This is a genomic window from Streptomyces sp. NPDC002779, from assembly GCF_042888685.1.
GTDB lineage: Bacteria > Actinomycetota > Actinomycetes > Streptomycetales > Streptomycetaceae > Streptomyces.
Window position 1 is genome coordinate 372,217 of the sequence record NZ_JBIAQC010000008.1, and the last position, 23,395, is coordinate 395,611.

Annotated in this window: 19 protein-coding genes and 3 pseudogenes; 13 read left to right on the forward strand and 9 right to left on the reverse strand. The window is 71.9% G+C overall.

Annotated elements, in window-relative coordinates:
- Positions 1-14 precede the first annotated feature (14 nt).
- A pseudogene (locus tag ACFYW5_RS24425) lies at positions 15-378 on the forward strand (carbohydrate-binding protein); the annotation flags it as partial.
- A gap of 89 nt (positions 379-467) precedes the next feature.
- Here ACFYW5_RS24425 and ACFYW5_RS24430 read toward each other — a convergent pair.
- Complete coding sequence (locus ACFYW5_RS24430) at positions 468-1,361, reverse strand: helix-turn-helix domain-containing protein (RefSeq protein ID WP_389419189.1); 894 nt, start codon at positions 1,359-1,361, stop codon at positions 468-470.
- Positions 1,362-1,507: 146 nt separating this feature from the next.
- Here ACFYW5_RS24430 and tkt point away from each other — a divergent pair, with 146 nt between their 5' ends.
- The 8 genes and pseudogenes from tkt to ACFYW5_RS24470 all read left to right on the forward strand — a co-directional run bounded on the left by tkt (position 1,508) and on the right by ACFYW5_RS24470 (position 11,644).
- Complete coding sequence (gene tkt / locus ACFYW5_RS24435; RefSeq protein ID WP_389419190.1) at positions 1,508-3,583, forward strand: transketolase; 2,076 nt, start codon at positions 1,508-1,510, stop codon at positions 3,581-3,583.
- A 19-nt stretch (positions 3,584-3,602) separates the two neighbouring features.
- On the forward strand, positions 3,603-4,730 hold the full coding sequence (gene tal / locus ACFYW5_RS24440; RefSeq protein ID WP_389419191.1) for a transaldolase: 1,128 nt from the start codon (positions 3,603-3,605) through the stop codon (positions 4,728-4,730).
- A complete protein-coding gene (gene zwf / locus ACFYW5_RS24445) occupies positions 4,727-6,256 on the forward strand; it encodes a glucose-6-phosphate dehydrogenase (RefSeq protein ID WP_389419192.1) in 1,530 nt (509 codons plus the stop codon). The genes tal and zwf overlap by 4 nt, the downstream gene beginning before the upstream one ends.
- Positions 6,253-7,188 (forward strand): glucose-6-phosphate dehydrogenase assembly protein OpcA, encoded by a 936-nt coding sequence (gene opcA / locus ACFYW5_RS24450; RefSeq protein WP_389419193.1) that lies wholly within the window; start codon positions 6,253-6,255, stop codon positions 7,186-7,188. The genes zwf and opcA overlap by 4 nt, the downstream gene beginning before the upstream one ends.
- Positions 7,181-8,827 carry a glucose-6-phosphate isomerase gene (gene pgi, locus ACFYW5_RS24455; protein ID WP_389419194.1) on the forward strand — a complete coding sequence of 549 codons (1,647 nt, stop codon included), beginning with the start codon at positions 7,181-7,183 and terminating at the stop codon, positions 8,825-8,827. The genes opcA and pgi overlap by 8 nt, the downstream gene beginning before the upstream one ends.
- A gap of 10 nt (positions 8,828-8,837) precedes the next feature.
- Positions 8,838-9,716, forward strand: a complete 879-nt coding sequence (gnd, locus tag ACFYW5_RS24460; protein WP_389419225.1) for a phosphogluconate dehydrogenase (NAD(+)-dependent, decarboxylating) — start codon at positions 8,838-8,840, stop codon at positions 9,714-9,716.
- Positions 9,717-9,775: 59 nt separating this feature from the next.
- Positions 9,776-10,202, forward strand: a pseudogene (locus ACFYW5_RS24465) (histidine phosphatase family protein); the annotation flags it as partial.
- Positions 10,202-11,644 (forward strand): membrane-associated oxidoreductase, encoded by a 1,443-nt coding sequence (locus tag ACFYW5_RS24470; protein WP_389419195.1) that lies wholly within the window; start codon positions 10,202-10,204, stop codon positions 11,642-11,644. The pseudogene ACFYW5_RS24465 and the gene ACFYW5_RS24470, both read left to right, overlap by 1 nt.
- Here ACFYW5_RS24470 and ACFYW5_RS24475 read toward each other — a convergent pair.
- Both ACFYW5_RS24475 and ACFYW5_RS24480 read right to left on the reverse strand, forming a co-directional pair.
- Complete coding sequence (locus ACFYW5_RS24475) at positions 11,631-13,415, reverse strand: bifunctional sugar phosphate isomerase/epimerase/4-hydroxyphenylpyruvate dioxygenase family protein (protein ID WP_389419196.1); 1,785 nt, start codon at positions 13,413-13,415, stop codon at positions 11,631-11,633. The two genes, ACFYW5_RS24470 and ACFYW5_RS24475, sit on opposite strands and share 14 nt — an antisense overlap.
- Positions 13,416-13,464: 49 nt before the next feature.
- Complete coding sequence (locus tag ACFYW5_RS24480) at positions 13,465-14,340, reverse strand: shikimate dehydrogenase (protein ID WP_389419197.1); 876 nt, start codon at positions 14,338-14,340, stop codon at positions 13,465-13,467.
- Between the two features lie 127 nt (positions 14,341-14,467).
- Here ACFYW5_RS24480 and ACFYW5_RS24485 point away from each other — a divergent pair, with 127 nt between their 5' ends.
- Both ACFYW5_RS24485 and ACFYW5_RS24490 read left to right on the forward strand, forming a co-directional pair.
- The gene (locus ACFYW5_RS24485; protein ID WP_389419198.1) at positions 14,468-15,133 is read left to right on the forward strand and encodes a TetR/AcrR family transcriptional regulator; all 666 of its coding nucleotides are present in this window, start codon (positions 14,468-14,470) and stop codon (positions 15,131-15,133) included.
- A gap of 179 nt (positions 15,134-15,312) precedes the next feature.
- On the forward strand, positions 15,313-16,659 hold the full coding sequence (locus tag ACFYW5_RS24490; protein WP_389419199.1) for an MFS transporter: 1,347 nt from the start codon (positions 15,313-15,315) through the stop codon (positions 16,657-16,659).
- 54 nt (positions 16,660-16,713) lie between these two features.
- Here the strand turns inward: ACFYW5_RS24490 and ACFYW5_RS24495 are convergent, their stop codons facing one another.
- Complete coding sequence (locus tag ACFYW5_RS24495; protein WP_389419200.1) at positions 16,714-17,124, reverse strand: VOC family protein; 411 nt, start codon at positions 17,122-17,124, stop codon at positions 16,714-16,716.
- A 162-nt stretch (positions 17,125-17,286) separates the two neighbouring features.
- Here ACFYW5_RS24495 and ACFYW5_RS24500 point away from each other — a divergent pair, with 162 nt between their 5' ends.
- A complete protein-coding gene (locus tag ACFYW5_RS24500) occupies positions 17,287-18,462 on the forward strand; it encodes an MFS transporter (protein WP_389419201.1) in 1,176 nt (391 codons plus the stop codon).
- Between the two features lie 6 nt (positions 18,463-18,468).
- Here ACFYW5_RS24500 and ACFYW5_RS24505 read toward each other — a convergent pair whose 3' ends face one another.
- Complete coding sequence (locus ACFYW5_RS24505; RefSeq protein ID WP_389419202.1) at positions 18,469-18,909, reverse strand: PPOX class F420-dependent oxidoreductase; 441 nt, start codon at positions 18,907-18,909, stop codon at positions 18,469-18,471.
- Between the two features lie 205 nt (positions 18,910-19,114).
- On the opposite strand from ACFYW5_RS24505, the gene ACFYW5_RS24510 reads away from it, so the two are divergent.
- Positions 19,115-20,347 (forward strand): serine hydrolase domain-containing protein, encoded by a 1,233-nt coding sequence (locus tag ACFYW5_RS24510; protein WP_389419203.1) that lies wholly within the window; start codon positions 19,115-19,117, stop codon positions 20,345-20,347.
- Here ACFYW5_RS24510 and ACFYW5_RS24515 read toward each other — a convergent pair.
- The 4 genes and pseudogenes from ACFYW5_RS24515 to ribA all read right to left on the reverse strand — a co-directional run bounded on the left by ACFYW5_RS24515 (position 20,337) and on the right by ribA (position 23,387).
- Complete coding sequence (locus ACFYW5_RS24515) at positions 20,337-21,491, reverse strand: saccharopine dehydrogenase family protein (RefSeq protein ID WP_389419204.1); 1,155 nt, start codon at positions 21,489-21,491, stop codon at positions 20,337-20,339. The two genes, ACFYW5_RS24510 and ACFYW5_RS24515, sit on opposite strands and share 11 nt — an antisense overlap.
- Positions 21,484-22,536, reverse strand: coding sequence for a saccharopine dehydrogenase (locus ACFYW5_RS24520; protein ID WP_389419205.1), 1,053 nt, complete (start codon positions 22,534-22,536; stop codon positions 21,484-21,486). The genes ACFYW5_RS24515 and ACFYW5_RS24520 overlap by 8 nt, the downstream gene beginning before the upstream one ends.
- Positions 22,533-22,655 (reverse strand): annotated as a pseudogene (locus tag ACFYW5_RS24525) (sarcosine oxidase subunit beta); the annotation flags it as partial. The gene ACFYW5_RS24520 and the pseudogene ACFYW5_RS24525, both read right to left, overlap by 4 nt.
- Before the next feature lie 72 nt (positions 22,656-22,727).
- Positions 22,728-23,387, reverse strand: a complete 660-nt coding sequence (ribA, locus tag ACFYW5_RS24530; RefSeq protein ID WP_389419206.1) for a GTP cyclohydrolase II — start codon at positions 23,385-23,387, stop codon at positions 22,728-22,730.
- Positions 23,388-23,395 lie beyond the last annotated feature (8 nt).

Sequence of the window (23,395 nt, forward strand, 5' to 3'; positions counted from 1 at the left end):
GGCCCGGCGGCGGCTCCGGCGGCGGCACCACACCTCCGCCGACCGGCAACCGGGACGCCTACAGCGCCATCCGGGCCGAGTCCCGCGACAGCCAGTCCGGCACGATCACCGAGGCGACCTCGGACACCGGGGGCGGCCAGAACATCGGCGCGATCGGCAACGGCGACTGGGCGCTGTTCCGGGGCGTCGACTTCGGGTCCACGGCGGCCACTCAGTTCGTCGCCCGGGTCGCGAGCCGGGCCGGGTCCGGGGTGAGCGGACTGGTCGAGGTGCGCCTGGACAGCCGAGGTGACGGGCACCCACGATGTGTACCTGACCTTCTCCAGCGGACAGCCCGCCGACTTCGTGAACGTCAACTGGTTCAACTTCCGCCGCTGAGGGGAGCGGTGAGGCGCCGGCGGTCCGGATTCCGAGCGAGGAACTCCGGGCCGCCGGCGCGCGTCGGTGCAATCCCGGCCCCTCCTCCGCTAGCGCAGCTCCGCCCGGAAGCCCGCCGGGGTCAGGTCCGTGTGCTGGTGGAAGAACTTGGAGAAGTTCGCCGCGTCGGGGAAACCCACCGCCACCCCGACCCGCCCGATCGGCAGGTCCGTGTGGGCCAGCAGCCGTTTGGCCTCCAGGACGACCCGCTTGTCGATGAAGCCCTTCGGGGTCTCCCCCGTCGCGGCCCGTACCGCGCGCACCAGGGTGCGGCGTGAGTAGCCGAGCTGATCGGCGTACGCGCTCACGCTGTGGTTCGTGGCGAAGCCGCGTTCCACCGCGTCCCGGAAGAGGGTGAAGGCCGAGCCGGCGTCGCGGCGGGCCGCCTCCTCGGAGCTGGCCGCCAGGTGCGCCAGGCGCAGCAGGAACGCCGACAGCAAGTGGCGCAGGACCGCCGTGTGCAGGCTGAGGGGAAGGGTCGCCGTGTCCTTGTACTCGCGGCGCAGCTGGTCGAGCGCCGCCTGGAGGGCGCTGCGCTGCGGCTCGTCGGGGTGGAGCAGGGGCGGCAGGTCGTAGCGGTAGAGGCCCGTCGCCTCCACCGTCGCCCGGGGCAGGAAGCCGGGTTGCATGGTCAGGACGGTTCCCCGGTACTCGCTCGTCGGCGAGAAGCGGTGGATCTGCCCCGGGCGGATCCAGAGCAGATCGCCGGGGCCCGCCTCGTACTCGGTGAAGTCGACCATGTGCCGGACGGGCCCCGCACCGAACAGCATCACGACATGGAAGTCGATGCGGTGCACCCGCTCCAGCGGCACATCGGCGTGCCAGCTGCGGCCGGGGCGCATCGGGCCGACCTGCATGCCGACGCCCAGCACACTCCGGTCGACCGGGAAGGGGAAGGTTCTGATCCCGTCCTCGCCGCCGTCTTGCACCGTTCTGTCTCCCATGTCCTGCTCGTTCCGCCTCGATCACGCGCCCGGTGTCCCACTTTCACCACAGGCTGACACACGGCGACCTTCCCTAGAAAAAGTCAGACTTTTACTTTTGAACGCGTCAGAGCAGGAAACCCACTCTCACCAAGGATTTCTTGAAGATGAGCACGCAGACCCCGGACCGCTTCGAATGGACCGAACTCGACCGGCGTGCCGTCGACACCGCACGCCTGCTGGCGGCGGATGCCGTACAGAAGGTCGGCAACGGCCACCCGGGCACCGCGATGAGCCTCGCGCCCGCCGCGTACACGATCTTTCAGAAGGTGATGCGCCACGACCCCGCCGATCCGGAGTGGACCGGCCGGGACCGCTTCGTGCTCTCCCCCGGCCACACCTCGCTGACCCTCTACACCCAGCTCTTCCTCGCCGGGTACGAGCTGGAGCTGGACGACCTCAAGGCCTTCCGGACCCAGGGTTCGAAGACCCCCGGTCACCCCGAGTACGGCCACACCGCGGGCGTGGAGACCACCACGGGACCGCTCGGCCAGGGCGTCGCGAACGCCGTCGGCATGGCGATGGCCGCCCGCTACGAGCGTGGTCTGTTCGACCCCAAGGCCCCCGAGGGCGAGTCCCCGTTCGACCACACCGTCTGGGCGATCGTCTCCGACGGCGACCTCCAGGAGGGCGTCTCCGCCGAGGCCTCCTCGCTGGCCGGCCACCAGAAGCTGGGCAACCTGGTCCTCGTCTACGACGACAACCACATCTCCATCGAGGGCGACACCGCCACCGCGTTCTCCGAGGACGTCCTCAAGCGGTACGAGGCCTACGGCTGGCACACCCAGCGCATCGCGCCCACCGAGGACGGCGACGTCGACGTGCACGCCCTGCACGCGGCGCTGGAGGCCGCCCGGGCCGAGACCGGGCGCCCCTCGATCATCGCCATGCGCACGATCATCGCCTGGCCCGCCCCGAACGCCCGGAACACCGAGGCCTCCCACGGCTCCGCGCTCGGCGAGGACGAGATCGCCGCCACCAAGCGGCTGCTCGGTCTCGACCCCGCGCGCACCTTCGAGGTCGCCGATGAGGTGCTGGCGCACAGCCGCCGCGCCCTCGACCGGGGCGCCGAGGCACACGCCGCCTGGGACAAGCGGATCGACAAGTGGCGCGGCGCCCACCCCGAGCGCGCCCGGCTCTTCGACCGCGTCGTCGCCGGTCAGCTCCCCGAAGGCTGGGAGGACGCCGTCCCGGTGTTCGAACCCGGCGCGTCCCTGGCCACCCGTGCCGCCTCCGGCAAGGTGCTCCAGGCGCTCGGCGCGGTGCTCCCCGAACTGTGGGGCGGCTCCGCCGACCTGGCCGGCTCCAACAACACCACCATCGACAAGGCCAGCTCCTTCCTGCCGCGGGGCAACCCGCTGCCGGAGGCCGACCCCTACGGCCGTACCGTCCACTTCGGGATCCGCGAGTTCTCCATGGCCGCGGTCATGAACGGCATCGCCCTGCACGGCAACACCCGTATCTACGGCGGCACCTTCCTGGTGTTCTCCGACTACATGCGCAACGCCGTCCGGATGTCCGCGCTGATGCAGCTGCCGGTCACCTATGTGTGGACGCACGACTCCATCGGCCTCGGCGAGGACGGCCCCACCCACCAGCCGGTCGAGCACCTGGCCTCGCTGCGCGCCGTCCCGGGCCTGAACATCGTGCGGCCCGCCGACGCCAACGAGACCGCCGTCGCCTGGGCGGAGATCCTGCGCCGGCACGCCACCGACCCGGCCCCGCACGGCCTCGCGCTGACCCGCCAGGGCGTGCCGACGTACGAGCGCAACGAGGACGCCGCCAAGGGCGGTTACGTCCTGCGCGAGGCCTCGACCGGCACGCCGGACGTCGTGCTCATCGCGACCGGCTCCGAGGTGCAGCTCGCCGTCGCCGCGCGCGAGCGGCTCGAAGCCGAGGGGATCGGCACCCGGGTGGTGTCGATGCCGTCCGTGGAGTGGTTCGAGCAGCAGCCCCGCGCCTACCGCGAGGCCGTCCTTCCGCCGTCCGTGCGAGCGCGTGTCGCCGTGGAAGCGGGGATCGGCCTGACGTGGTACCGGTTCGTGGGTGACGCAGGACGCATCGTCTCCCTCGAACACTTCGGCGCCTCCGCCGACGCCCAGGCACTGTTCGCCGAGTACGGCTTCACCGCCGAGAACGTCGCCGCCGCGGCAAGGGAATCCCTGGCCGCCGCGCGTGGTTGATCCGACCGCCAGAAAGAAGATGATCACAGTGACCGCAGCACTCAAGCGCCTCTCCGACGAGGGCGTCTCCATCTGGTTGGACGACCTGTCCCGCAAGCGGATCGCCTCCGGCAACCTCGCCGAACTCGTCGCCACCAAGCACGTGGTGGGTGTCACCACCAACCCGTCCATCTTCCAGGCCGCGATCGGCAGCGGCGAGGGGTACGAGGAGCAGCTGGCCGACCTCGCCGTCCGCGGGGTCACGGTCGACGAGGCCGTACGGATGATGACGACCGCCGATGTGCGCGCCGCCGCCGACGTCCTGCGCCCGGTGTACGACGGGACCGGCGGCCGGGACGGCTGGGTCTCCATCGAGGTCGACCCGCGGTTCGCCCACGACACCGCGGCCACCGTCGCCGAGGCCAGACAGCTCGCCTGGCTGGTCGACCGCCCCAACGTCATGATCAAGATCCCCGCGACCCGGGCGGGCCTGCCGGCCATCACCGCGGCCCTCGCCCAGGGCATCAGCGTCAACGTCACGCTGATCTTCTCGCTGGAGCGCTACCGCGAGGTCATGGACGCCTATCTGCTGGGCCTGGAGAAGGCCGCCGAGCGGGGCCTGGACCTGTCGGCCATCCACTCCGTCGCCTCGTTCTTCGTCTCCCGGGTCGACAGCGAGATCGACAAGCGGCTGACCGTGCTCGGCACCGACGAGGCGCTCGCCCTGAAGGGCAGGGCGGCCCTCGCCAACGCCCGCCTCGCCTACCAGGCGTACGAGGAGGTCTTCTCCTCCGACCGCTGGGCGAAGTCGGCGAGCGCGCACGCCAACCGGCAGCGCCCGCTGTGGGCGTCGACCGGCGTGAAGGACCCGGCGTACAAGGACACCCTCTACGTCGACGACCTGGTCGCGCCCGGCACGGTCAACACCATGCCGGAGGGCACCCTGAACGCCACCGCCGACCACGGCGACATCACCGGCGACACCGTCACCGGCGGCTACGCCCAGGCCCGTGCCGACCTTCAGGCCGTGGAACGCCTCGGCATCTCCTACGACGAGGTCGTCACCAAGCTGGAGGACGAGGGCGTCGCCAAGTTCGAGGCCGCCTGGCAGGAACTGCTGGACGCGGTCGCCAAGTCCCTGGACAGCAAGGGAGTGGACGCGGAATGACCACCGACTGGACCAACCCGCTGCGCGACGCCGGCGACCGGCGCCTGCCGCGGATCGCCGGCCCCTCCGGCCTCGTCATCTTCGGCGTGACCGGCGACCTGTCCCGCAAGAAGCTGATGCCGGCCGTCTACGACCTCGCCAACCGCGGTCTGCTGCCGCCGGGCTTCTCCCTCGTCGGGTTCGCCCGCCGGGACTGGGAGGACCAGGACTTCGCGCAGGTCGTGCACGACGCCGTCCGCGAACACTCCCGCACCCCCTTCCGCGAGGAGGTCTGGCAGCAGCTCGCCGAGGGCATGCGGTTCATCCCGGGCGACTTCGACGACGACCAGGCGTTCAAGCAACTGCGCTCCGCCGTCGAGGAGTTGGACGCCTCCCGGGGCACCAGCGGCAACTACGCCTTCTACCTGTCGGTGCCGCCGAAGTTCTTCCCGAAGGTCGTCCAGCAGCTGAAGAAGCACGGGCTCGCCGACGGGCCGGAGGGATCGTGGCGCCGGGCGGTCATCGAGAAGCCGTTCGGCCACGACCTGGGCAGCGCCCGCGAGCTGAACGCGATCGTGCACGACGTGTTCGACCCGGAGCAGGTCTTCCGGATCGACCACTACCTGGGCAAGGAGACCGTCCAGAACATCCTGGCGCTGCGCTTCGCCAACACGATGTTCGAGCCGATCTGGAACCGGTCCTTCGTGGACCATGTGCAGATCACGATGGCCGAGGACATCGGCATCGGCGGCCGGGCGGGCTACTACGACGGCATCGGCGCCGCCCGTGACGTCATCCAGAACCACCTGCTCCAGCTGATGGCGCTCACCGCGATGGAGGAGCCCGCCTCCTTCGACGCCGGTTCGCTGCTGACGGAGAAGCTGAAGGTCCTCAAGGCCGTGAAGATCCCGGAGGACCTGGGCCGGCACACCGTGCGCGCGCAGTACGCGCCCGCCTGGCAGGGCGGCGAGAAGGTCCGCGGCTACCTCCAGGAGGACGGCATCGACCCGGCCTCCACCACCGACACGTACGCCGCGATCAAGCTGCAGGTCGACAACCGCCGCTGGGCGGGCGTCCCCTTCTACCTGCGCACCGGAAAGCGGCTCGGCCGCCGGGTCACCGAGATCGCGGTGGTCTTCCAGCAGGCGCCGCACTCCCCCTTCGACCGCACCGCGACGGAGGAGCTGGGCAAGAACGCGATCGTGATCCGCGTCCAGCCGGACGAGGGGATCACGGTCCGCTTCGGCTCCAAGGTGCCCGGCACCTCCATGGAGATCCGGGACGTGACGATGGACTTCGCCTACGGCGAGTCGTTCACCGAGTCCAGCCCGGAGGCGTACGAGCGCCTCATCCTGGACGTCCTGCTCGGCGACGCCAATTTGTTCCCCCGTCACCAGGAAGTGGAAGAGTCCTGGAAGATCCTCGACCCCATCGAGGAGTACTGGGCGCGGAACGGCAAGCCGGCGCAGTACGCCTCGGGCAGCTGGGGACCCGACGAAGCCGACGAGATGCTCGCACGAGACGGACGGAGCTGGCGCAGGCCATGAAGATCGACCTGACCGACACCACGGCAAGCAAGATCAACAAGGCCCTTGTGCAGGGCCGCCGCGCCATCGGCACCCCCGCCGTGGGCATGGTCCTGACGATGGTGATCGTCACGGACGAGGAGAACGCCTACGACGCGATCAAGGCGGCCGAGGAAGCCTCGCACGAGCACCCTTCGCGCACCCTGGTCGTCATCAAACGGCACGCCCGCACCCCCCGCGAGCGCACCGCCTCCCGGCTCGACGCCGAGGTCCGGGTGGGCGCCGACGCGGGCACCGGCGAGACGGTGATCCTGCGCACCTACGGCGAGGTGTCCGAGCACGCCGACTCCGTCGTCCTGCCGCTGCTGCTGCCGGACGCCCCGGTGGTCGTGTGGTGGCCGGTGGGAGGGCCCGACAACCCCGCCAAGGACCCGCTGGGCGCGCTGGCACAGCGCCGGATCACCGACCTGTACGCGGTGGAGAACCCCTTCGCGGTCATGGAGACCAGGGTCCGCTCCTACGCGCCCGGCGACACCGACCTGGCCTGGACCCGGCTCACCCCGTGGCGCTCGATGCTGGCCGCGGCCCTGGACCAGGCCCGGGTGCCGATCCTCTCGGGAGCCGTGGAGGCCGAGGCCGACAACCCGGCCGCGGAACTCCTCGCGCGCTGGCTCGAGGCGCGGCTGCGGGTGACGATCGACCGGGTCGTCACCGCGGGACCCGTGGTCACCGCCGTACGCCTCGGCACCGCGAACGGCGACATCGTCATCGACCGCCCCGAGGGCCCGCTGGCCACGCTCTCGCTGCCCGGCCAGCCCCCGCGCACCCTCGCGCTGAAGGTCCGCACCACCTCCGAACTCATCGCCGAGGAGCTGCGGCGCCTCGACGCGGACGAGATGTACGCCGTCGCCCTGCGGGGCGAGGCGGGCAAGGAGCCCCTTTCCCATGTCTGACTTCCCGAGGCTCACCCGGCGGCCTGAGTGGACCGCCCTGGAGGACCACCGCGCCGAGTGGCACGCCCATCTGCGGGACCTGTTCACCGCGGACCCCGAGCGCGCGGACCGCTATGTGGTGCGCGTGGGCGATCTGCGCATCGACTACTCCAAGCACCTCGTCACCGACGAGACGCTCGCCCTGCTCCAGGAACTGGCCACCGCCACCGATGTGTTCGGGCTGCGCGACGCGATGTTCCGCGGTGACCGCATCAACCTCACCGAGGACCGGGCGGTGCTGCACACCGCGCTGCGCGCCCCCCGGGGCGCGGTCATCGAGGTCGACGGCGAGAACGTCGTGCCGGGCGTGCACACCGTCCTGGACCGGATGAGCGACTTCGCCGACCGGGTCCGCTCCGGCGCCTGGACCGGACACACCGGCAAGCGCATCCGGAACGTCGTCAACATCGGCATCGGCGGCTCCGACCTCGGCCCGGCGATGGCGTACGAGGTGCTGCGGCCGTACACGGACAGGGAGCTGGCCTTCCGGTTCGTGTCCAACGTCGACGGCGCCGACCTGCACGAGGCCGTGCGCGACCTGGATCCGGCGGAGACGCTGTTCATCGTCGCCTCGAAGACCTTCACCACCATCGAGACGATCACCAACGCCACCTCGGCGCGCTCCTGGCTGCTGGCCGGGCTCGACGGCGAGGAGAAGGCGGTCGCCCGCCACTTCGTCGCCCTGTCGACGAACGCGGAGAAGGTCACCGGGTTCGGTATCGACCCGGACAACATGTTCGAGTTCTGGGACTGGGTCGGCGGACGCTACTCGTTCGACTCCGCGATCGGCCTGTCCCTGATGATCGCCATCGGCCCCGACCGCTTCCGGGAACTGCTGGACGGTTTCCGCATCGTCGACGACCACTTCCGCACCGCCCCCGCCGAGGCCAACGCCCCGCTGCTCCTCGGCCTGCTGGGCATCTGGTACGGCAACTTCTTCGGCGCCCAGTCGCACGCGGTACTGCCCTACAGCCACTACCTGTCCAGGTTCACCGCCTACCTCCAGCAGCTCGACATGGAGTCCAACGGCAAGTCGGTGGACCGCGACGGGCGCCCCGTGGACTGGCAGACCGGGCCCGTGGTGTGGGGCACGCCCGGCACCAACGGGCAGCACGCCTACTACCAGTTGATCCACCAGGGCACCAAGCTCATCCCGGCCGACTTCATCGGATTCGCCCGTCCGGTCGGCGAGCTGAGCGACGAACTCAAGGCGCAGCACGACCTGTTGATGGCCAACCTGTTCGCGCAGGGACAGGCGCTCGCCTTCGGCAAGACCGCCGAGGAGGTCCGCGCGGAGGGCGTGGCCGAGGAGCAGGTGCCGCACCGCACCTTCCGCGGCAACCACCCGACGACCACGATCCTCGCCCGGGAACTGACCCCGTCGGTGCTCGGCCAGCTGATCGCCCTCTACGAGCACAAGGTGTTCGTCCAGGGCGCGGTGTGGAACATCGACTCCTTCGACCAGTGGGGCGTCGAACTCGGCAAGGTCCTCGCCAAGCGCGTCGAGCCCGCCCTCACCGACGGCGCCGACGTCCCCGGCCTCGACTCCTCCACCGCTGCCCTCGTGGCCGCCTACCGTGAACTGAAGGAAGTGCACTGACATGACATCGATGCAGCTCGGACTCATCGGCCTCGGCAAGATGGGCGGCAACATGCGCGAGCGGATCCGCCGTGCCGGCCACACCGTCATCGGGTACGACCGCAACCCGGACCTCTCCGACGTCGCCTCCCTCGGCGAACTGGTCGACCGGCTCGAAGGACCGCGCGTGGTCTGGGTGATGGTCCCGGCCGGGCCCGTCACCCAGTCCGTCGTGGACGAGCTGGGACAGCTCCTGTCCCCGGGCGACATCGTGGTGGACGGCGGCAACTCCCGCTGGTCGGACGACGAGAAGCACGCCCGCGAACTCGGCGAGAAGGGCATCGGCTTCGTCGACGCCGGTGTCTCCGGCGGCGTCTGGGGCCTGGAGAACGGCTACGCCCTGATGGTCGGCGGCGATCCCGAGCACGTGGCGAAGGTCCAGCCGGTCTTCGACGCGCTCAAGCCGGACGGGCCGTACGGCTATGTCCACGCGGGCAAGGTCGGCGCCGGGCACTTCGCGAAGATGGTCCACAACGGCATCGAGTACGCCATGATGCAGGCCTACGCCGAGGGCTGGGAGCTGCTGGAGAAGGTCGACTCCGTCACCGACGTGCGGGAGGTCTTCCGCTCCTGGCAGGAGGGCACCGTCATCCGCTCCTGGCTGCTGGACCTCGCGGTCAACGCCCTCGACGAGGACGAGCACCTGGACAAGCTGCGCGGCTACGCGGAGGACTCCGGCGAGGGCCGCTGGACCGTGGAAGCCGCCATCGACAACGCCGTGCCGCTGCCCGCGATCACCGCCTCCCTCTTCGCCCGGTTCGCCTCCCGCCAGGAGGACTCCCCGCAGATGAAGATGATCGCGGCGCTGCGCAACCAGTTCGGCGGCCACGCCGTCGAGTCCGCGAAGTAGGCGCGGCGGTGGGGGATCTCCTCCTGGTCCTCCCCCACTGCCTGAAGGGCGTGGGAGGTGCCCCCCCACGCCGGGCCCGGCGCACCGCCGAACTCGCGGACTTCATGGGGGCGTTGCTCTGCGACGACCTGCACGAGTGGGACCACGGCGGCTACGAGGGCATGACGACGGTCGACATCCACCGCACCCGGCCGGACTGGCACCTGTGGACGGACGGCGTCCCGCCCGGCCCGGCCGGGCACCCCGGCGAGTCTCCGGCCGAGGTGGGGCGGCGGCCCGACCGGGTGCCGGCCCGCGTGGACGAGGCACTGCCTGACGGGGACGCCGTCCTCGTCGCGCACGCCCACTTCCTGCGCGTGCTGACGGCACAGGTGCCGGGTTCTCCCGCCCGCCGAGGGGCGGCTGTTCCAGCCGGTCATCGCGGAATGGAACGCACGGCCCCAGGAGTTTGACACCGCCCAGGAGGCCCGCCAGAGTCGCGGCTGATGGAGATCAACGATCTGACACCGGCCGAACAGCGCGTCTGGCGGGCCTTCGCCACGGGCACGGAAGTGGACTTCCGGACCGACGGCGACGACCGGGGCCCCGAACGCACGGTGCGGGCCCGGGTGTTGCGGGCCCTGCTGCTCAACGGCCCCCGCGAGATCGGCGAGATCGCCGCGGTCAAGGTCGCGGGCGCGTACGTCACGGGCGTACTGGACCTGCGGTACGCGACCGTGGACTGCGTCGTCCGGCTGAGCCACTGTCACTTCGACACCGCTCCCGATCTGTCCGGCGCCCAGCTGGGCTATCTCAACCTCAGCGACTCCGTGCTGCCGGGCCTGTCCGGGGCCCGTATCCGGGTGGACGGCAGCCTGCGGCTCACCGGCTGCCGGTTCAGCGGCCCGGTCCACCTCGGCGGCGCCCAGATCGCCGGAGCGCTGTTCCTGGAGCGCGCGGAACTCACGGCCGCCGACCATGAGCGGCCCGTCCTGCGGCTCAACCAGGTCACCGTCGAGGACGAGCTGTGCGCGCCCGGACTGCGTACCGAGGGCGGGATCCGGCTCAGCGGGGCCCGGGTCGCCGGTTCGGTCAACCTGGAGGACGCCCGGCTGAGCCACCCCGGCGGCACCGCGCTCGACGCCGAGTCGCTGGACGTCGGCGCCCATGTGCTCGGGCGGCGGCTGCGCGCCGAGGGCCGGATCGACCTGCGCGGCGCCCGCATACCGGGGCGCCTCGATCTGCTGCGGACGACCCTGTCCCACCCGGGCAACACCGCACTGCGCGCCAGCAGCGTCGTCATCGGCGAACTCTGGTTGCGCGAGGGCCCGCAGATCGTGGGCCGCCTCAACCTGCGCCGCGCCCAGATCGAACAGCTCGACCTGGAGCCGGAGATGCTGCCGGACGAGGTACGGATCCTGGATCTCACCTACACCTTCCTCACCCCGCACGAGCCCGTGCGGCGGCGGCTGCCGATGCTGGCCCGCGACGGCAACACCTACGACCCCCACGGCTACGAGCAGTTGACCGCCGCCTACCGGCGCAGCGGCGACGACCACGCCGCCCGCCTGGTCCAGCTCGCCAAGCAGCGCCGCCATCGCACGACCCTGCCCTGGTACGGACGGCTGTGGGGTCACGTGCAGGACCTGGCCGTCGGCTACGGCTTCCGGCCGCTGCGCGCCTTCGGCTGGCTGCTGTCCCTGCTCGCCGTCGGCTCGGTCGCCTTCGCGCTGGACCGGCCGCCCGCGCTCAAGCCGGCCGAGGCGCCGGACTTCAACCCGGTGTTCTTCGCCCTGGACCTGCTGGTGCCGGTCATCTCCTTCGGCCAGGAGGCGGCCTACGCGCCGCAGGGCTGGTCCCAGTGGCTGTCGTACGTCCTGGTCCTGGCGGGCTGGATCCTCGCCACGACGATCCTGGCCGGCGTCACCCGCACCGTCAGCCGCCAGTGACCGCCCGTGCGGCGTGCTGCGCGGCCAGCCGCACCGGCGCGTTCTGGGCGCCGTAGCCCCGGTAGCCGGGATCGCGCTGGACGAGTTCGAAGAAGACGCGGCCGACGGTCTGCGTGTAGCAGTGCCGGAAGGCGCCGCCGGCATCGCGGTCGTAGAGGATGCCGAGGTCGCGGTAGGTCTCCAACTCGCCCTCGGTGAAGTCGAAGCGGGCCGCCAGGTCGTCGTAGTAGTTCGCGGGGACCGGCAGCGGCCGGCCGCCCGCCGCGCGGAAGCGGCGCGCCGCCGCGACCACGTCGTCCGTGGCGAGCGCGATGTGCTGGGCGTGCACCGTGTCGTCGCCCGGTGCGGCGCCCACGGTCAGCGCGATCCGCACGCTGCCGTCGGGGGTGGTGACAGCGCGGCTGCGCAGCAGTCCGTAGGGGTCGGCGACGTCCACGCTGGGCTGGGCGTGCAGGCCGAGGACGGCCCGGTGGAAGAGGGTCGCCTCGTCGAAGTGGTGCCAGGGCTGGGTGAGCGCGAGGTGGTCGACGCCGGTCACGGCGGTGGCCGTGGGGGTGTGCGGCACGTCCTCGAAGTCGCCCCGCCAGTCGGAAGCCGGGCCGCAGAAGAACAGTTCGGTGCCGTCGGGGGCCGCCACCGCGTCCAGGGCCGCGTCCTCGGGGGCGCGGCGGCGCGGCAGGACCGGGGCGAGCAGGGCCTCGGCGCGGCGGGCGGCGCCCGCGGGATCGGGGGACCGCAGGCCGACGGCGGCGAGCTGGACGCTCTCCCGGCGGGCGGCGCCGCCGGTGTTGACCAGGATCCGCGCCTCGCCCTGCTGCCACAGGTCGACCGGCTTGCTGCGGTGACGCGCGGTGCGGGCGAAGCCCAGGGCGGAGAGAACAGCGGAGACGGGTTCGGCGTCGGGAGTGAGGAGTTCGGCGAAGGCGATCCCGGTGGGGACGACGGGCGCGGGCGGGGCGGCCAGGCCCAACGACTCCTGGAGGAGGAGCAGCGAGCGCCGGCCGTCCACGGCGGTGGGGCCCGCCTCTGCCTGCCGGACGACGTCGTTGAAGACCTCCAGCGAGAGGGGTCCGTCGTATCCGGTGCGCAGCACGTGCCGGACGAGCCCGGTGACGTCGAAGCCGCCCTGGCCGGGGAAGCAGCGGTGGTGGCGGCTCCACTGCAGGACGTCCATGCCGAGCAGCGGGGCGTCGGCCAGTTGCAGGAAGAAGATCTTCTCGCCGGGGATGTCCTCGATGCCCTTCGGATCGGAGCCCCGGGACAGGATGTGGAAGCTGTCCAGGCAGGTACCCAGCGCCGGGTGCCCGGCCTGCTCGACGATGCGCCAGGCGTGGTCGTACGTGCTGACGTGACGCCCCCAGGCCAGCGCCTCGTAGGCGATCCGGACGCCGGACTCCTCGGCCAGGTCGGCCAGCCGGCTCAGCTGCGCCGCGGCGAGCGCGTCGTCGTCCACCGCGTCCGGGGAGACGCTGGAGCAGACGAGCACGGTGTCGGCGCCGATCCGGCGCATCAGCTCGAACTTGTGCCGGGCGCGGCGCAGATTGCGGGCGAAGACGTCCTCGGGCACGGCCTCGATGTCCCGCATCGGCTGGTACAGGTCGATGGTCAGACCCAGGTCGGCGCAGCGGGCGCGGATCTCCTCGGGGGTCAGCGGGCTGGCCAGCAGATCGTTCTCGAAGATCTCGACGCCGTCGAAGCCGGCCCGGGCCGCGGCGGTGAGCTTCTCGGTGAGGGATCCGCTCAGGGAGACGGTGGCGATGGACGTACGCACGTCGGTACCTCTCTTCAAGCGGGACTTGCCGCGGGAGTTGGGGAACGGCCTACTTGGGTGCGGCCATGACGTCGGTCAGCTCGGCGAACTCCGCGAGCATGCGGGCGCTGTCGGGTTCCCGCCCGGTGAACAGGCGGAACGCGTCCACGGCCTGGAAGACGGCCATGCCGCCGCCGTCGAGGGTGGCGCAGCCCCGCGCCCGGGCGGCGCGCAGCAGCTCGGTCTCCAGCGGCCGGTAGACCACTTCGGCGACCCACAGCCCGGGGTGCAGCAGCTCGGCGGGGAAGGGCAGCCCGGGGTGGGCGGCCATGCCGGTGGGCGTGGCGTGCACGATGCCGTCGGCCGCGCTCAGGAGCCCGGCGAGCCGGTCGGGCGCCGCGGGGACGGCGCGTCCCTCGCCGAAGTGCCGGTTCAGGGAGGCGGCGAGGCCGGCCGCCCGCTCGGGCAGCGCGTCGACGACGGTGACGCGCTCGGCGCCGAGCGTGAGGGTGGCGTGCGCCACGGCCGCCCCCGCACCGCCCGCGCCGAGCTGGACCACCCGCTCCAGCGGGGCGTCGGGCAGGCCGCGCGCGAAGGACGCGGCGAAGCCGGTGACGTCGGTGTTGTGGCCGACGGCCCGGCCGCCGTCGAAGACGACGGTGTTGACCGCGCCGAGCGCCTGGGCCTGCGGGGACAGCGCGTCGAGATGCTCGATGACGAGCTGCTTGCACGGGTGGGTGATGTTGAGCCCGTCGAAGCCGAGCTCGCGGGCGGCCCGCACCAGGTCGCCGACCCGCTCCGGCGGGGCGCCGAGGACGTCGAGGTCGATCAGCCGGTACAGATACCGCAGGCCCTGCCGGTCGGCCTCGCGCTCATGGAGGGCGGGGCTGAGGGAGGGTCCGATACCGGAACCGATCAGTCCGACGAGATACGAGTCCTTGGGCACCGCGGACCTCCAGGCAATTAATGTACGAACTAGTACGTTAGTCATAGCACTCCTCCCACGGTCGGAGGAAGTGGTCCGGGCCCAGCTCTTACAATCGCGACACCTGTCCCTCGCCCGAAGGAACCCGATGACCAGCGTCGACGAAGAGGCACGGCGCGGCGGACGCATCCGTGACGCCGCCCGCACCCAGGCCGAGATCCTCGACGTGGCGACCCAGGAGTTCGCGCGCGCCGGTTACGACGGCGCCCGGGTGGACGAGATCGCCGCCCGCACCCGGACCACGAAGCGGATGATCTACTACTACTTCGGCGGCAAGGAACAGCTGTTCACGGCCGTGCTGGAGCGGGCGTACGGCGTGATCCGGGAGGCCGAGCAGCAGCTCGACGTCGAGCATCTGGACCCCGTGGCGGCCATCCGGCGGCTGGCGGAGGTGACCTTCGACCACCACGAGGCGCACCCGGACTTCATCCGCCTGGTCAGCATCGAGAACATCCACGGCGCCGAGCACATCGCCGGCTCCGAGAAGCTGGGCCGGATCGGCTCGCCGGCGCTGGACGTGATCCGCCGCATCCTGGCGGCGGGCCAGGAGTCCGGCCTGTTCACGGCCGACGTCGACGCGGTGGACCTGCACGCGATGATCAGCTCCTTCTGCTTCTTCCGGGTCGCCAACCGGCACACCTTCGGCGCCCTGTTCGGCCGGGACCTCGTCGACCCCGCCCAGCGCGAGCACTACCGGACCATGCTCGGCGACATGGTGATCGCCTACCTCACGGCGGAGCGCGCAGCGGACTGACCCGGGGAACCGGACGCGGCGCGAGTTCGTACGGCAGGACCCCTTGACACGCGGGAAACGCGGGCGCAACATCCCTTCCCACCGGGACTAACTATCCAGTGGGTTAATTAGCCGAAGATCCGGCCCCCTCTCCCCGCCGCTCACTCCCCTTACGTTGGAGTTCCCTCAAAGGAGCCGCCGTGTCCGTCCCCACCCCCGCCGCCCCGCCCGGGCAGCCGAAGAAAGCCGCGACCGCCGCATGGATCGGCAGCGCGCTGGAGTACTACGACTTCTTCATCTACGGCAGCGCGGCCGCACTGATCTTCCCCGAGGTCTTCTTCGACGAGTCCGACCCGGCCACCGCGACCCTGCTGTCGCTGGCCACCTTCGGTGTGGCGTACGCCGCCCGCCCGGTCGGCGCGCTCTTCCTCGGCCACTACGGCGACCGCCTCGGCCGTAAGAAGATCATGGTCTTCACGCTGATCCTGATGGGTGTGTCGACGTTCCTGATCGGCTGTCTGCCCACCCGGGACCAGGTCGGCACGCTCGCCCCGGTGCTGCTGGTGCTCTGCCGGGTCCTCCAGGGCATCTCCGCGGCCGGCGAGCAGGCCAGCGCGAACTCGATGACCCTGGAACACGCGCCACCGAACCGGCGCGGCTTCTTCACCAGCTTCACCCTCAGCGGCACCCAGGGCGGCCAGCTGCTCGCCACCCTCGTCTTCATACCGATCGCCGCGCTCCCCGAGGACCAACTGCTGTCGTGGGGCTGGCGGGTGCCGTTCTGGATGAGCATCGCGGTCGCCGTGGTCGGCTATGTCATCCGCCGCAAGCTGGACGAGACCCCGGCCTTCGCGCAGCAGGCGGCGACGGAAGGCGTGGTCAAGCTGCCGCTGGTGGTGCTGGTGCGCGAGCACTGGGCGGATGTGCTGCGGGTGGTGGCCTGCGCGCTGGTCGCTTCGGTGAGCACGATCTTCACGGTGTGGGCGCTGGCGTACGCGACGAGCGACTCCGTCGGGATGAGCCGCTCCTCGATGCTGTGGGTGGGCGCGCTGGCGAACCTGGTCGCGCTGGCCGCGATCCCGCTGTGGGCCACGCTCTCGGACCGCATCGGCCGCCGCCCGGTGTTCCTGATCGGCGCGGCCGGCAGCGCGGTGATGATGTTCCTCTACCTGTGGTCGATCTCGACGGGCAACTACCCGCTGACCCTGCTCCTCGGCATCGTCACCTTCGGTGTCGTCTACAGCGCCGCGAACGGTGTCTGGCCGTCCTTCTACGGCGAGATGTTCACGACCCGGGTCCGGCTGTCCGGCATGGCGATCGGCACCCAGATCGGCTTCGCGGTCGCCGGGTTCGCGGTGACCTTCGCCGCGCAGATCGCGGGCCCGGACGGCGACGACTGGTCGGCGGTCGGCCTCTTCACGGCGGCCCTGTGCCTCCCGCCGGTCATCGCCGCGCTCTCCGCGCGCGAGACCCACAAGGTCCCCACGGAGCGGCTCGGCGAGCGGGCGCCCGAGAAGGCGGCCGAGCGGGAGACCGTGACCGCCTGAGCCCACCCAGGTGCCCCGGACCCCGGTCGCCCGCGCGGCCCCGGGGTTCGGGACTCAGGCGTTCGACCAGCCCCGCTCGCAGAGGACGAGCCGGTAACCGTCGGGGTCCTCGACCGTGACACCCCACTGGTTCCAGTACGGGTTCGGCGACGCGACCCGCTTGCCGCCGCACTCCTCCAGGCGCGCGACGAGATCCTCCGGCACCGGTCCGTCGACGTAGATCACCAGCAGGTCCTCCTCGGTGGGCCGGGGCTCGACGGGGCGGGCGGGCTCATGGACGAGTTCGAGATGCCAGTCGGCGTCGGGCCGGCCCAGCATCAGCAGATCGTGCTCGCCTGGTCCGGACCCGCCCTCCGTCCGCCAGACGACGCCGAGCCCCAGCCCCGCGCCCCAGAACCGCTCGGCGGCGGCCAGGTCCCGGGAGGGGCGGGCGATACGGATGTGACTGCGGCCGTCGACGGGCATGGGTCCTCTTCTCCTGGCTGCCTGATCCCTCCGGCAGCCTAGGCAGCCCGGTCCCGCCGGACCATCGGCCGTCCGCCCTGCGCCCAGGGGCCTAGGTCCCTGCCGGGAAGCGCCCCGGCCGCCCTTGAACCTGACACCGGTGTCAGGCCCGATCCTCCCGCCATGACCACCACTCAGGAACTGCGCCCGCCCGCCGCCCTTCCCCTCCCCGCCCTGCTCGCCCTGGCCACCGCCGTCTTCGTCACCAGCCTCACCGAGACGCTTCCGGCGGGTCTGCTCCCCGCGATGAGCTCGGATCTCAAGGTGAGCGAGTCCGCGGCGGGACAGGCCGTGACCGTCTACGCCATCGGCACCGCCCTGACCGCGATCCCGCTGTCCGCGGCCACCGCGCACTGGCGGCGCAAGCGGCTGCTCCTAGCGGCGATGGCGGGGTTCGCGCTGGCCAACACCGTCACGGCCGTGTCGGGGAACTACCCGCTGACCATGGCGGCCCGTTTCGTCGCGGGCGTGGCGGCGGGCCTGGCCTGGGCGTTGCTGGCCGGTTACGCCCGGCGGCTGGTGCCGTCCGCCGTGCAGGGCAGGGCGGTCGCCGTCGTCATGGCGGGCGTCCCACTGGCGCTGGCGGCCGGGGTGCCCGCTGGCACGTATCTCGGCGACGTCTTGGGGTGGCGTACGGCGTTCGCGCTGATGACCGCGGTGACCGTCGCGCTGCTCGGCTGGATCGCCCTGCTGGTCCCGGACCGGCCCGGGCTGAAGAGCGGCACCCGGGCCCCCGTGCGCACGGCGCTCGCCCTCCCCGGAGTCGCCCCCGTCCTCTTCGTCACCTTGGTGTTCGTGCTCGCGCACACCGTCCTGTACGCCTACATCGCCACCTTCCTGGACCGGTACGGCATGGGCGGCTCGACCGACCTGGTGCTGCTGGTGTTCGGCGGCACCTCGCTGCTGAGCATCTGGATCGTCGGCGCCCGCATCGACCGGCGGCTGCGCGCACTGACCCTGGGGAGCGTGGTGCTGGTCGGGGTGGCCGCCGCGGTGCTGGCGGGGTTCGCGGAGCAGCCGCCGCTGGTCTACGCCGCCGCGGCGCTGTGGGGCCTGGGCTGGGGCGGAGCGCCCACGCTGCTGCAGACCGCCGTGGCCGACGCCGGCGGCGAGCAGGCGGACGCCGCGCAGGCGATGCTGGTCACCCTGTGGAACGCGGCGATGGCCGGGGGCGGGGTGGTCGGCGGGGTGCTGCTCGGCCTGTTCGGAGCGGCCGCGTTCCCGTGGAGTGTGCTGGCGCTGCTGGTGCCCGTGCTCGCGGTGGTGTGGCGTGCCCGCGAGCACGGGTTCACCGGGTAGGGCGGCTCAGCCGCGCTTTGGGACTCCGTACACCCGCTCCACCCTCAGCCGCAGCACGAGCCGGCGGTCCCGGACCATCGCGGCGCGGAAGTCGTCCCAGTCGGGGTGTTCGCCCTGGACGTCCCGGTACAGCCGGACGAGTTCCTCGACCGTGCCGTCGTGCGGGTCGCCGGCGACGGGCGTGAGGTCGGCGGTGCCCTCGGCGACGGTGTACGCCCAGCGGTCGGCGCTGGTCACGTGGTACGACGCCCGTGGATCCCGGCGCAGGTTACGGGTCTTGGCGCGATCGTCCGTGATCGAGACCCGGATGATCCGCTCGTCCGGGTCGTAGGCGTGGGTGACGTTCGACAGCTGGGGGCGGCCGTCGCGCTTGAGGGTCACCAGCACGCCGCCGTGTCCCTCGGAGAGCAAGGGCAGCAAGGCCTCTTCGGTCCGGTCCTGAGTCATGTCCCGGTAACCGGGCGGGCCGTGCCGGACATTCCCGCGCGCCGCGCCGGGCCGCCCGCCGCTCACGCGCGGACGTTTCACCTCGGCCGATGACGAGCACAGCGATCCACAGGACCGCACACCTGTTCCTGCGCGACGATAAGATCGCGGGCCGCCGCGGCTGGGTATGCCGGAGCACTCGGCGCCCGCATTCGTGAGGAGAGCGATGGCACTGCTGCGACAAGAGGTCGAACCGGCCGAGGCCGGTCTGGATCCGAAGGCACTGGACCGCCTCGACCAGCACTTCGCCCATTACGTCGACGAAGGACGGCTGCCCGGCTTCCTGGTCGCCGTCTCCCGGGGTGGACGCGTCGCCCACCTGACCACGCACGGCCTGCGGGACGTGGCCGCCGGACGGCCGGTGGAGCCGGACACCCTGTGGCGGATCTACTCCATGACCAAGCCGGTCACCGCGGTGGCGGCGTTGCTGCTGGTGGAGGAGGGGAAGCTGGGGCTCGACGACCCGGTGGGCCGCCACCTGCCCGCCTTCGCCGAGCCGCGGGTGTACGTCGAGGGCTCCGGCCCGGATGTCCGCACCCGCCCGGCCGCCGGTCCGCTGCTGATCCGCCATCTGATGACCCACACCGCGGGCCTGACCTTCGCCTTCTACCACTGCCACCCGGTGGACGCCCTGTACCGCGAGGCCCACCTGGAGTCGGCGGTGCTGCCGGGCTCGGACCTGGCCGGGACGGTCGACGTGTACGCGAGCCTGCCGCTCCAGTTCGACCCGGGCACGCAGTGGAACTACTCGGTCGCCAGCAACGTCCTCGGCCGGGTCATCGAGGTCGTCTCCGGCCGGCCGCTGGACGAGTTCCTCGCCGAGCGCGTCTTCGGCCCGCTCGGCATGACCGACGCCGGATTCCAGGTGACCGACGCGCAAGGGGACCGGCTCGCCGAGTTGTACGGCGAGACCGGCGACGGCCGGATCACTCCGATCCCCGGGCTTCCGCTGCGGCACGGCCGCCCCCGGTTCCTGTCCGGCAGCGGTGGCCTGGCCGCCTCCGCCCATGACATCCACCGGTTCATGGAGCTGCTGCGCCGCCGCGGCGAACTCGACGGCGTCCGCCTGCTCGCCCCTCGGACGGTCGACCTGATGACCTCCAACCACCTCCCCGACGGCGCCGACCTGCGCTCCTTCGGCAGCCGGCCCGCCCACGACGAGCCCGGCAACGACGGCGTCGGCTTCGGCCTCGGCGTCTCCGTCGTCATCGACCCGTCCCGCACCCGGGACCCGGCCGGGCTCGGCACCTACGGCTGGAGCGGTGTGGCGACCACGACGTTCTGGATCGACCCGACCCGCGACCTCACCGTGCAGTTCATGACCCAGGTACGGCCGAAGACGTCCCACACCATGTTCCAGGACCTCAAACGGCTGGTGCACGAGGCCGTCACCGACTGACCGCCAGGGTGAACCCCAGCCCCTCCAGGGCCAGTTCACGCAGCCACCGGTCCGACCGGGCCGGTGTCTCGGCGGCCCGGCTCAGACCCGGCGGCAGGGAGCCGTCCAGGATGTGGCGGACGCCGAGCGCGAGGGGCCGCGAGACACAGCGGGCCATCGCGCTCTCCTCCTCGTCACCGACCAGGTCGAGCAGAAAACTGCCGCTCCAGGTCCGCGCGTTCGCACCGCGCACGTCGAGGGAGACGGCGAGGACGACCCGGTCCCGGTCGGCGTCCGTGGTGGGGTGGCGGTCGGCCAGCTCCCGGGCGAGGGCGGCGATGCGCTCGTCGTCGCCGCGCCTCAGCTCCGCGAAGACGGGCTCCCAGGCGCGCAGCCAGCCCTCCAGCCGCAGGGTGCCGCGGACGAAGGTGCGCGGCTTCCACTGCTCCGGCAGCGCGTACTGGGCCATGAAGGGGACGCTGTCGCGGTTGGGGTAGACCTCGAACACCTCCCCCTCGACCAGGTGCCGCCGGGTCGCCTCCCAGGGCCGCTCCACGGTGGTCTCGACGCCGTCCTCGACGTAACGGGCGGGCGAGCGCAGGGCGTTGAGGACGCCCGAGGGCGCCCAGCTGAAGCGGTACCTGAAGTCGTTCGGCTCCGCGGGAACTCCGCCGCAGTACGAGGTCAGGCTGTACGTGGCGGCCGTACCGTCGCCGATCGCCTCCCGGGCGCGGGCGACCAGGCAGTGGGCGAACAGATGGTCGATGCCCGGGTCGAGGCCCGCCTCGGTGAGGACGACCAGACCGGCCGCCGTGGCCGCCGGTACCTGCGCCAGCACGGCGTCCGACACATAGCTGGAGCACGCGAAGTGGGCCCGCCGGGCCACGCAGGCGGCCAGCAGTCCGGCGTGCTCGGGCGCGGGCAGCATCGACACGACGACGTCGCCGGGCGCGAGTCCGGCCGTCAGCGCGGCGAGCGTGTACGCGCGCGGCTCGGCGCGTCCGGTCAGGCCGCGCCGGGACAGGGCGTCGGCGGCGCGATCCTCGGTGCGGTGCCACAGCCGTACCCGCTCGGCCGTCTCGCACAGCCGGGCGAGACCGCTGCCGGTGGACAGTCCTGCGCCGACCCAGTGGACCGTGCCGCTCGCGGGAACCAGGTCAGACATGGCGGGCCTCCCCTTCCCCGACTCCGGCTTCCCGGCAGGCCTGGTGGAACCGGCCCAGACCGCGCACCCACGCCGCGCCCGTCCCGAACTGCAGCAGCTGGGGCAGCAGCGCCGCCGAGAAGTCGGTGCTGGACTCCCTCGGCAGCAGGGACGGCAGGTTGTCGATGGCGATCAGGTCCAGGGGCCGCCGCTCGCGCAGCCGGCGGGCGGGGGCCGTCCAGTCGGTGGTGCGGTCGTAGACCGGCAGGACGTTCAGGGGGGAGCCGACGTCGCAGGTGACATCGCAGAGGGTGCGCAGCCGGCGGGCGGGGTCGTCAAGGTCCGCGTCCCGCAGGAAGGGCGGGACGGGGCTGGCGGCGAGGACGGCGTTGACCATGACGTCGTGGGCGAGCAGGGCGGGCCGGTCCAGTGCGCGGGTCTCGGCCAGGTCCCAGCGGGTCGGCTCGGCCCCGGCCGCCCGGAAGGCCTCGCAGGCACCCCGGCCGCTGCGGCCCAGGGCGCCGATGACCAGCGCGGTGAACTCCTCGCCTTCCCGCAGCAGGGCGTCCAGCTCCTCCTTGGCGGTCGGCACCAGTGGCACCGCGAGCCGCCCCCGGTGCTGGAGCACGGCCAGGGCGGCGCCGAGGTATCCGGCCCAGAACCCGAAGGCGGCGAGCCGCCGCCCGTCGTCGTCCACCAGGTATTCGACGTCGTACAGCGCCCCTCCCCCGGCGGTGAACCGGCGAAGCAGCGCGGCGGCGCCGGGCTGCCGCTTGTAGGCGTGCCCGAAGAAGACATGCCGATGGATCAACAGCTCTGGTCCGTCCGGGAGTTCCTTCAGTCCCAGGACGACGGCGTCCTCCGGCGCCGATTCCCAGGAGCCCGCCGGTGCGATCCGGCAGCCGGCCCGCTCGTACTCCTCGACCGGGAAGATCCGCTGCACGGACTCCTCGACGGTCACCGTCATGCCGCTCTCGACGAGTCGTCGCGCGTCGGCCGGCACGATCGGCGTGCGCCGCTCGGTGGAGCGGATCTCGTGTCGCAGCCACAGATGGAGTTCGGTCATACGCGGTGGGCCTCCGGGCGCAGGGCGTCGGCCGCGAACCGGTCGGCGCTCAAGGGGCTGACGTCCACGAAGGGTACGCGGCCGAGGGGCAGGTCGCGCATGACCTCACCCACGGCGGGTCACCCGGTCGCCGGAGAGGAAGAGGAGGTCGTCGGTCACATCCTTTTCCTCTCCGGCGGCCCTCGTGCGTATCAGGACCAGTGCGCCACCGCGTCCAGATGGGGCAGGTGGTGGTCCAGGCGCTCCCGCTTGGTGCGCAGGTAGGTGATGTTGCTCTCGCACGGTGCGATGAGCAGCGGCACCTGCTCGGCGACGGTGATGCCGTGCTCCAGCAATGCCTCCCGCTTGCGGGGGTTGTTGGACATCAGGCGCACGCTGCGCACCCCGAGGTCGTCCAGGATCCGGGCGGCGACGCCGTAGTCGCGGGAGTCGACCGGCAGTCCGAGGGCGAGGTTCGCCTCCACGGTGTCCAGGCCCTCCGCCTGGAGGGCCATCGCCCGCAGCTTGGCGAGCAGTCCGATGCCCCGGCCCTCGTGCCCTCTCAGGTAGACGACCACGCCCCGGCCTTCGGCGGCGACCGCGCGCAGCGCCGAGGCCAGCTGGTCGCCGCATTCGCAGTGCTGGGAGCCGAACGCGTCCCCGGTCAGGCACTCCGAATGCAGCCGGGTGAGCACGTCCTCGGTGCCGATGTCGCCATGGACCAGGGCCACTTGCTCGTCACCGCGATCGTGGTCCAGGTAGCCGACCGCGGTGAATTGGCCGTACACCGTGGGCAACGGCGCATTCACCACGCGTTCCACACCGGTGCGCTGCTGCGACTTCTTTCCGAGTACGCCAACTTTTTCTGTCATGATCTGGT

Excerpts from the sequence above, each read along its gene's own strand:
- pgi (WP_389419194.1), top strand. The coding sequence starts at position 7,181 with ATGTCTGACTTCCCGAGGCTCACCCGGCGGCCTGAGTGGACCGCCCTG.
- gnd (WP_389419225.1), top strand. The coding sequence starts at position 8,838 with ATGCAGCTCGGACTCATCGGCCTCGGCAAGATGGGCGGCAACATGCGC.
- ribA (WP_389419206.1), bottom strand. The coding sequence starts at position 23,387 with ATGACAGAAAAAGTTGGCGTACTCGGAAAGAAGTCGCAGCAGCGCACC.
- opcA (WP_389419193.1), top strand. The coding sequence starts at position 6,253 with ATGAAGATCGACCTGACCGACACCACGGCAAGCAAGATCAACAAGGCC.
- tal (WP_389419191.1), top strand. The coding sequence starts at position 3,603 with ATGATCACAGTGACCGCAGCACTCAAGCGCCTCTCCGACGAGGGCGTC.
- ACFYW5_RS24510 (WP_389419203.1), top strand. The coding sequence starts at position 19,115 with ATGGCACTGCTGCGACAAGAGGTCGAACCGGCCGAGGCCGGTCTGGAT.
- ACFYW5_RS24500 (WP_389419201.1), top strand. The coding sequence starts at position 17,287 with ATGACCACCACTCAGGAACTGCGCCCGCCCGCCGCCCTTCCCCTCCCC.
- ACFYW5_RS24495 (WP_389419200.1), bottom strand. The coding sequence starts at position 17,124 with ATGCCCGTCGACGGCCGCAGTCACATCCGTATCGCCCGCCCCTCCCGG.
- ACFYW5_RS24520 (WP_389419205.1), bottom strand. The coding sequence starts at position 22,536 with ATGACCGAACTCCATCTGTGGCTGCGACACGAGATCCGCTCCACCGAG.
- ACFYW5_RS24515 (WP_389419204.1), bottom strand. The coding sequence starts at position 21,491 with ATGTCTGACCTGGTTCCCGCGAGCGGCACGGTCCACTGGGTCGGCGCA.
- ACFYW5_RS24430 (WP_389419189.1), bottom strand. The coding sequence starts at position 1,361 with ATGGGAGACAGAACGGTGCAAGACGGCGGCGAGGACGGGATCAGAACC.
- ACFYW5_RS24470 (WP_389419195.1), top strand. The coding sequence starts at position 10,202 with ATGGAGATCAACGATCTGACACCGGCCGAACAGCGCGTCTGGCGGGCC.
- ACFYW5_RS24505 (WP_389419202.1), bottom strand. The coding sequence starts at position 18,909 with ATGACTCAGGACCGGACCGAAGAGGCCTTGCTGCCCTTGCTCTCCGAG.
- tkt (WP_389419190.1), top strand. The coding sequence starts at position 1,508 with ATGAGCACGCAGACCCCGGACCGCTTCGAATGGACCGAACTCGACCGG.
- ACFYW5_RS24485 (WP_389419198.1), top strand. The coding sequence starts at position 14,468 with ATGACCAGCGTCGACGAAGAGGCACGGCGCGGCGGACGCATCCGTGAC.
- zwf (WP_389419192.1), top strand. The coding sequence starts at position 4,727 with ATGACCACCGACTGGACCAACCCGCTGCGCGACGCCGGCGACCGGCGC.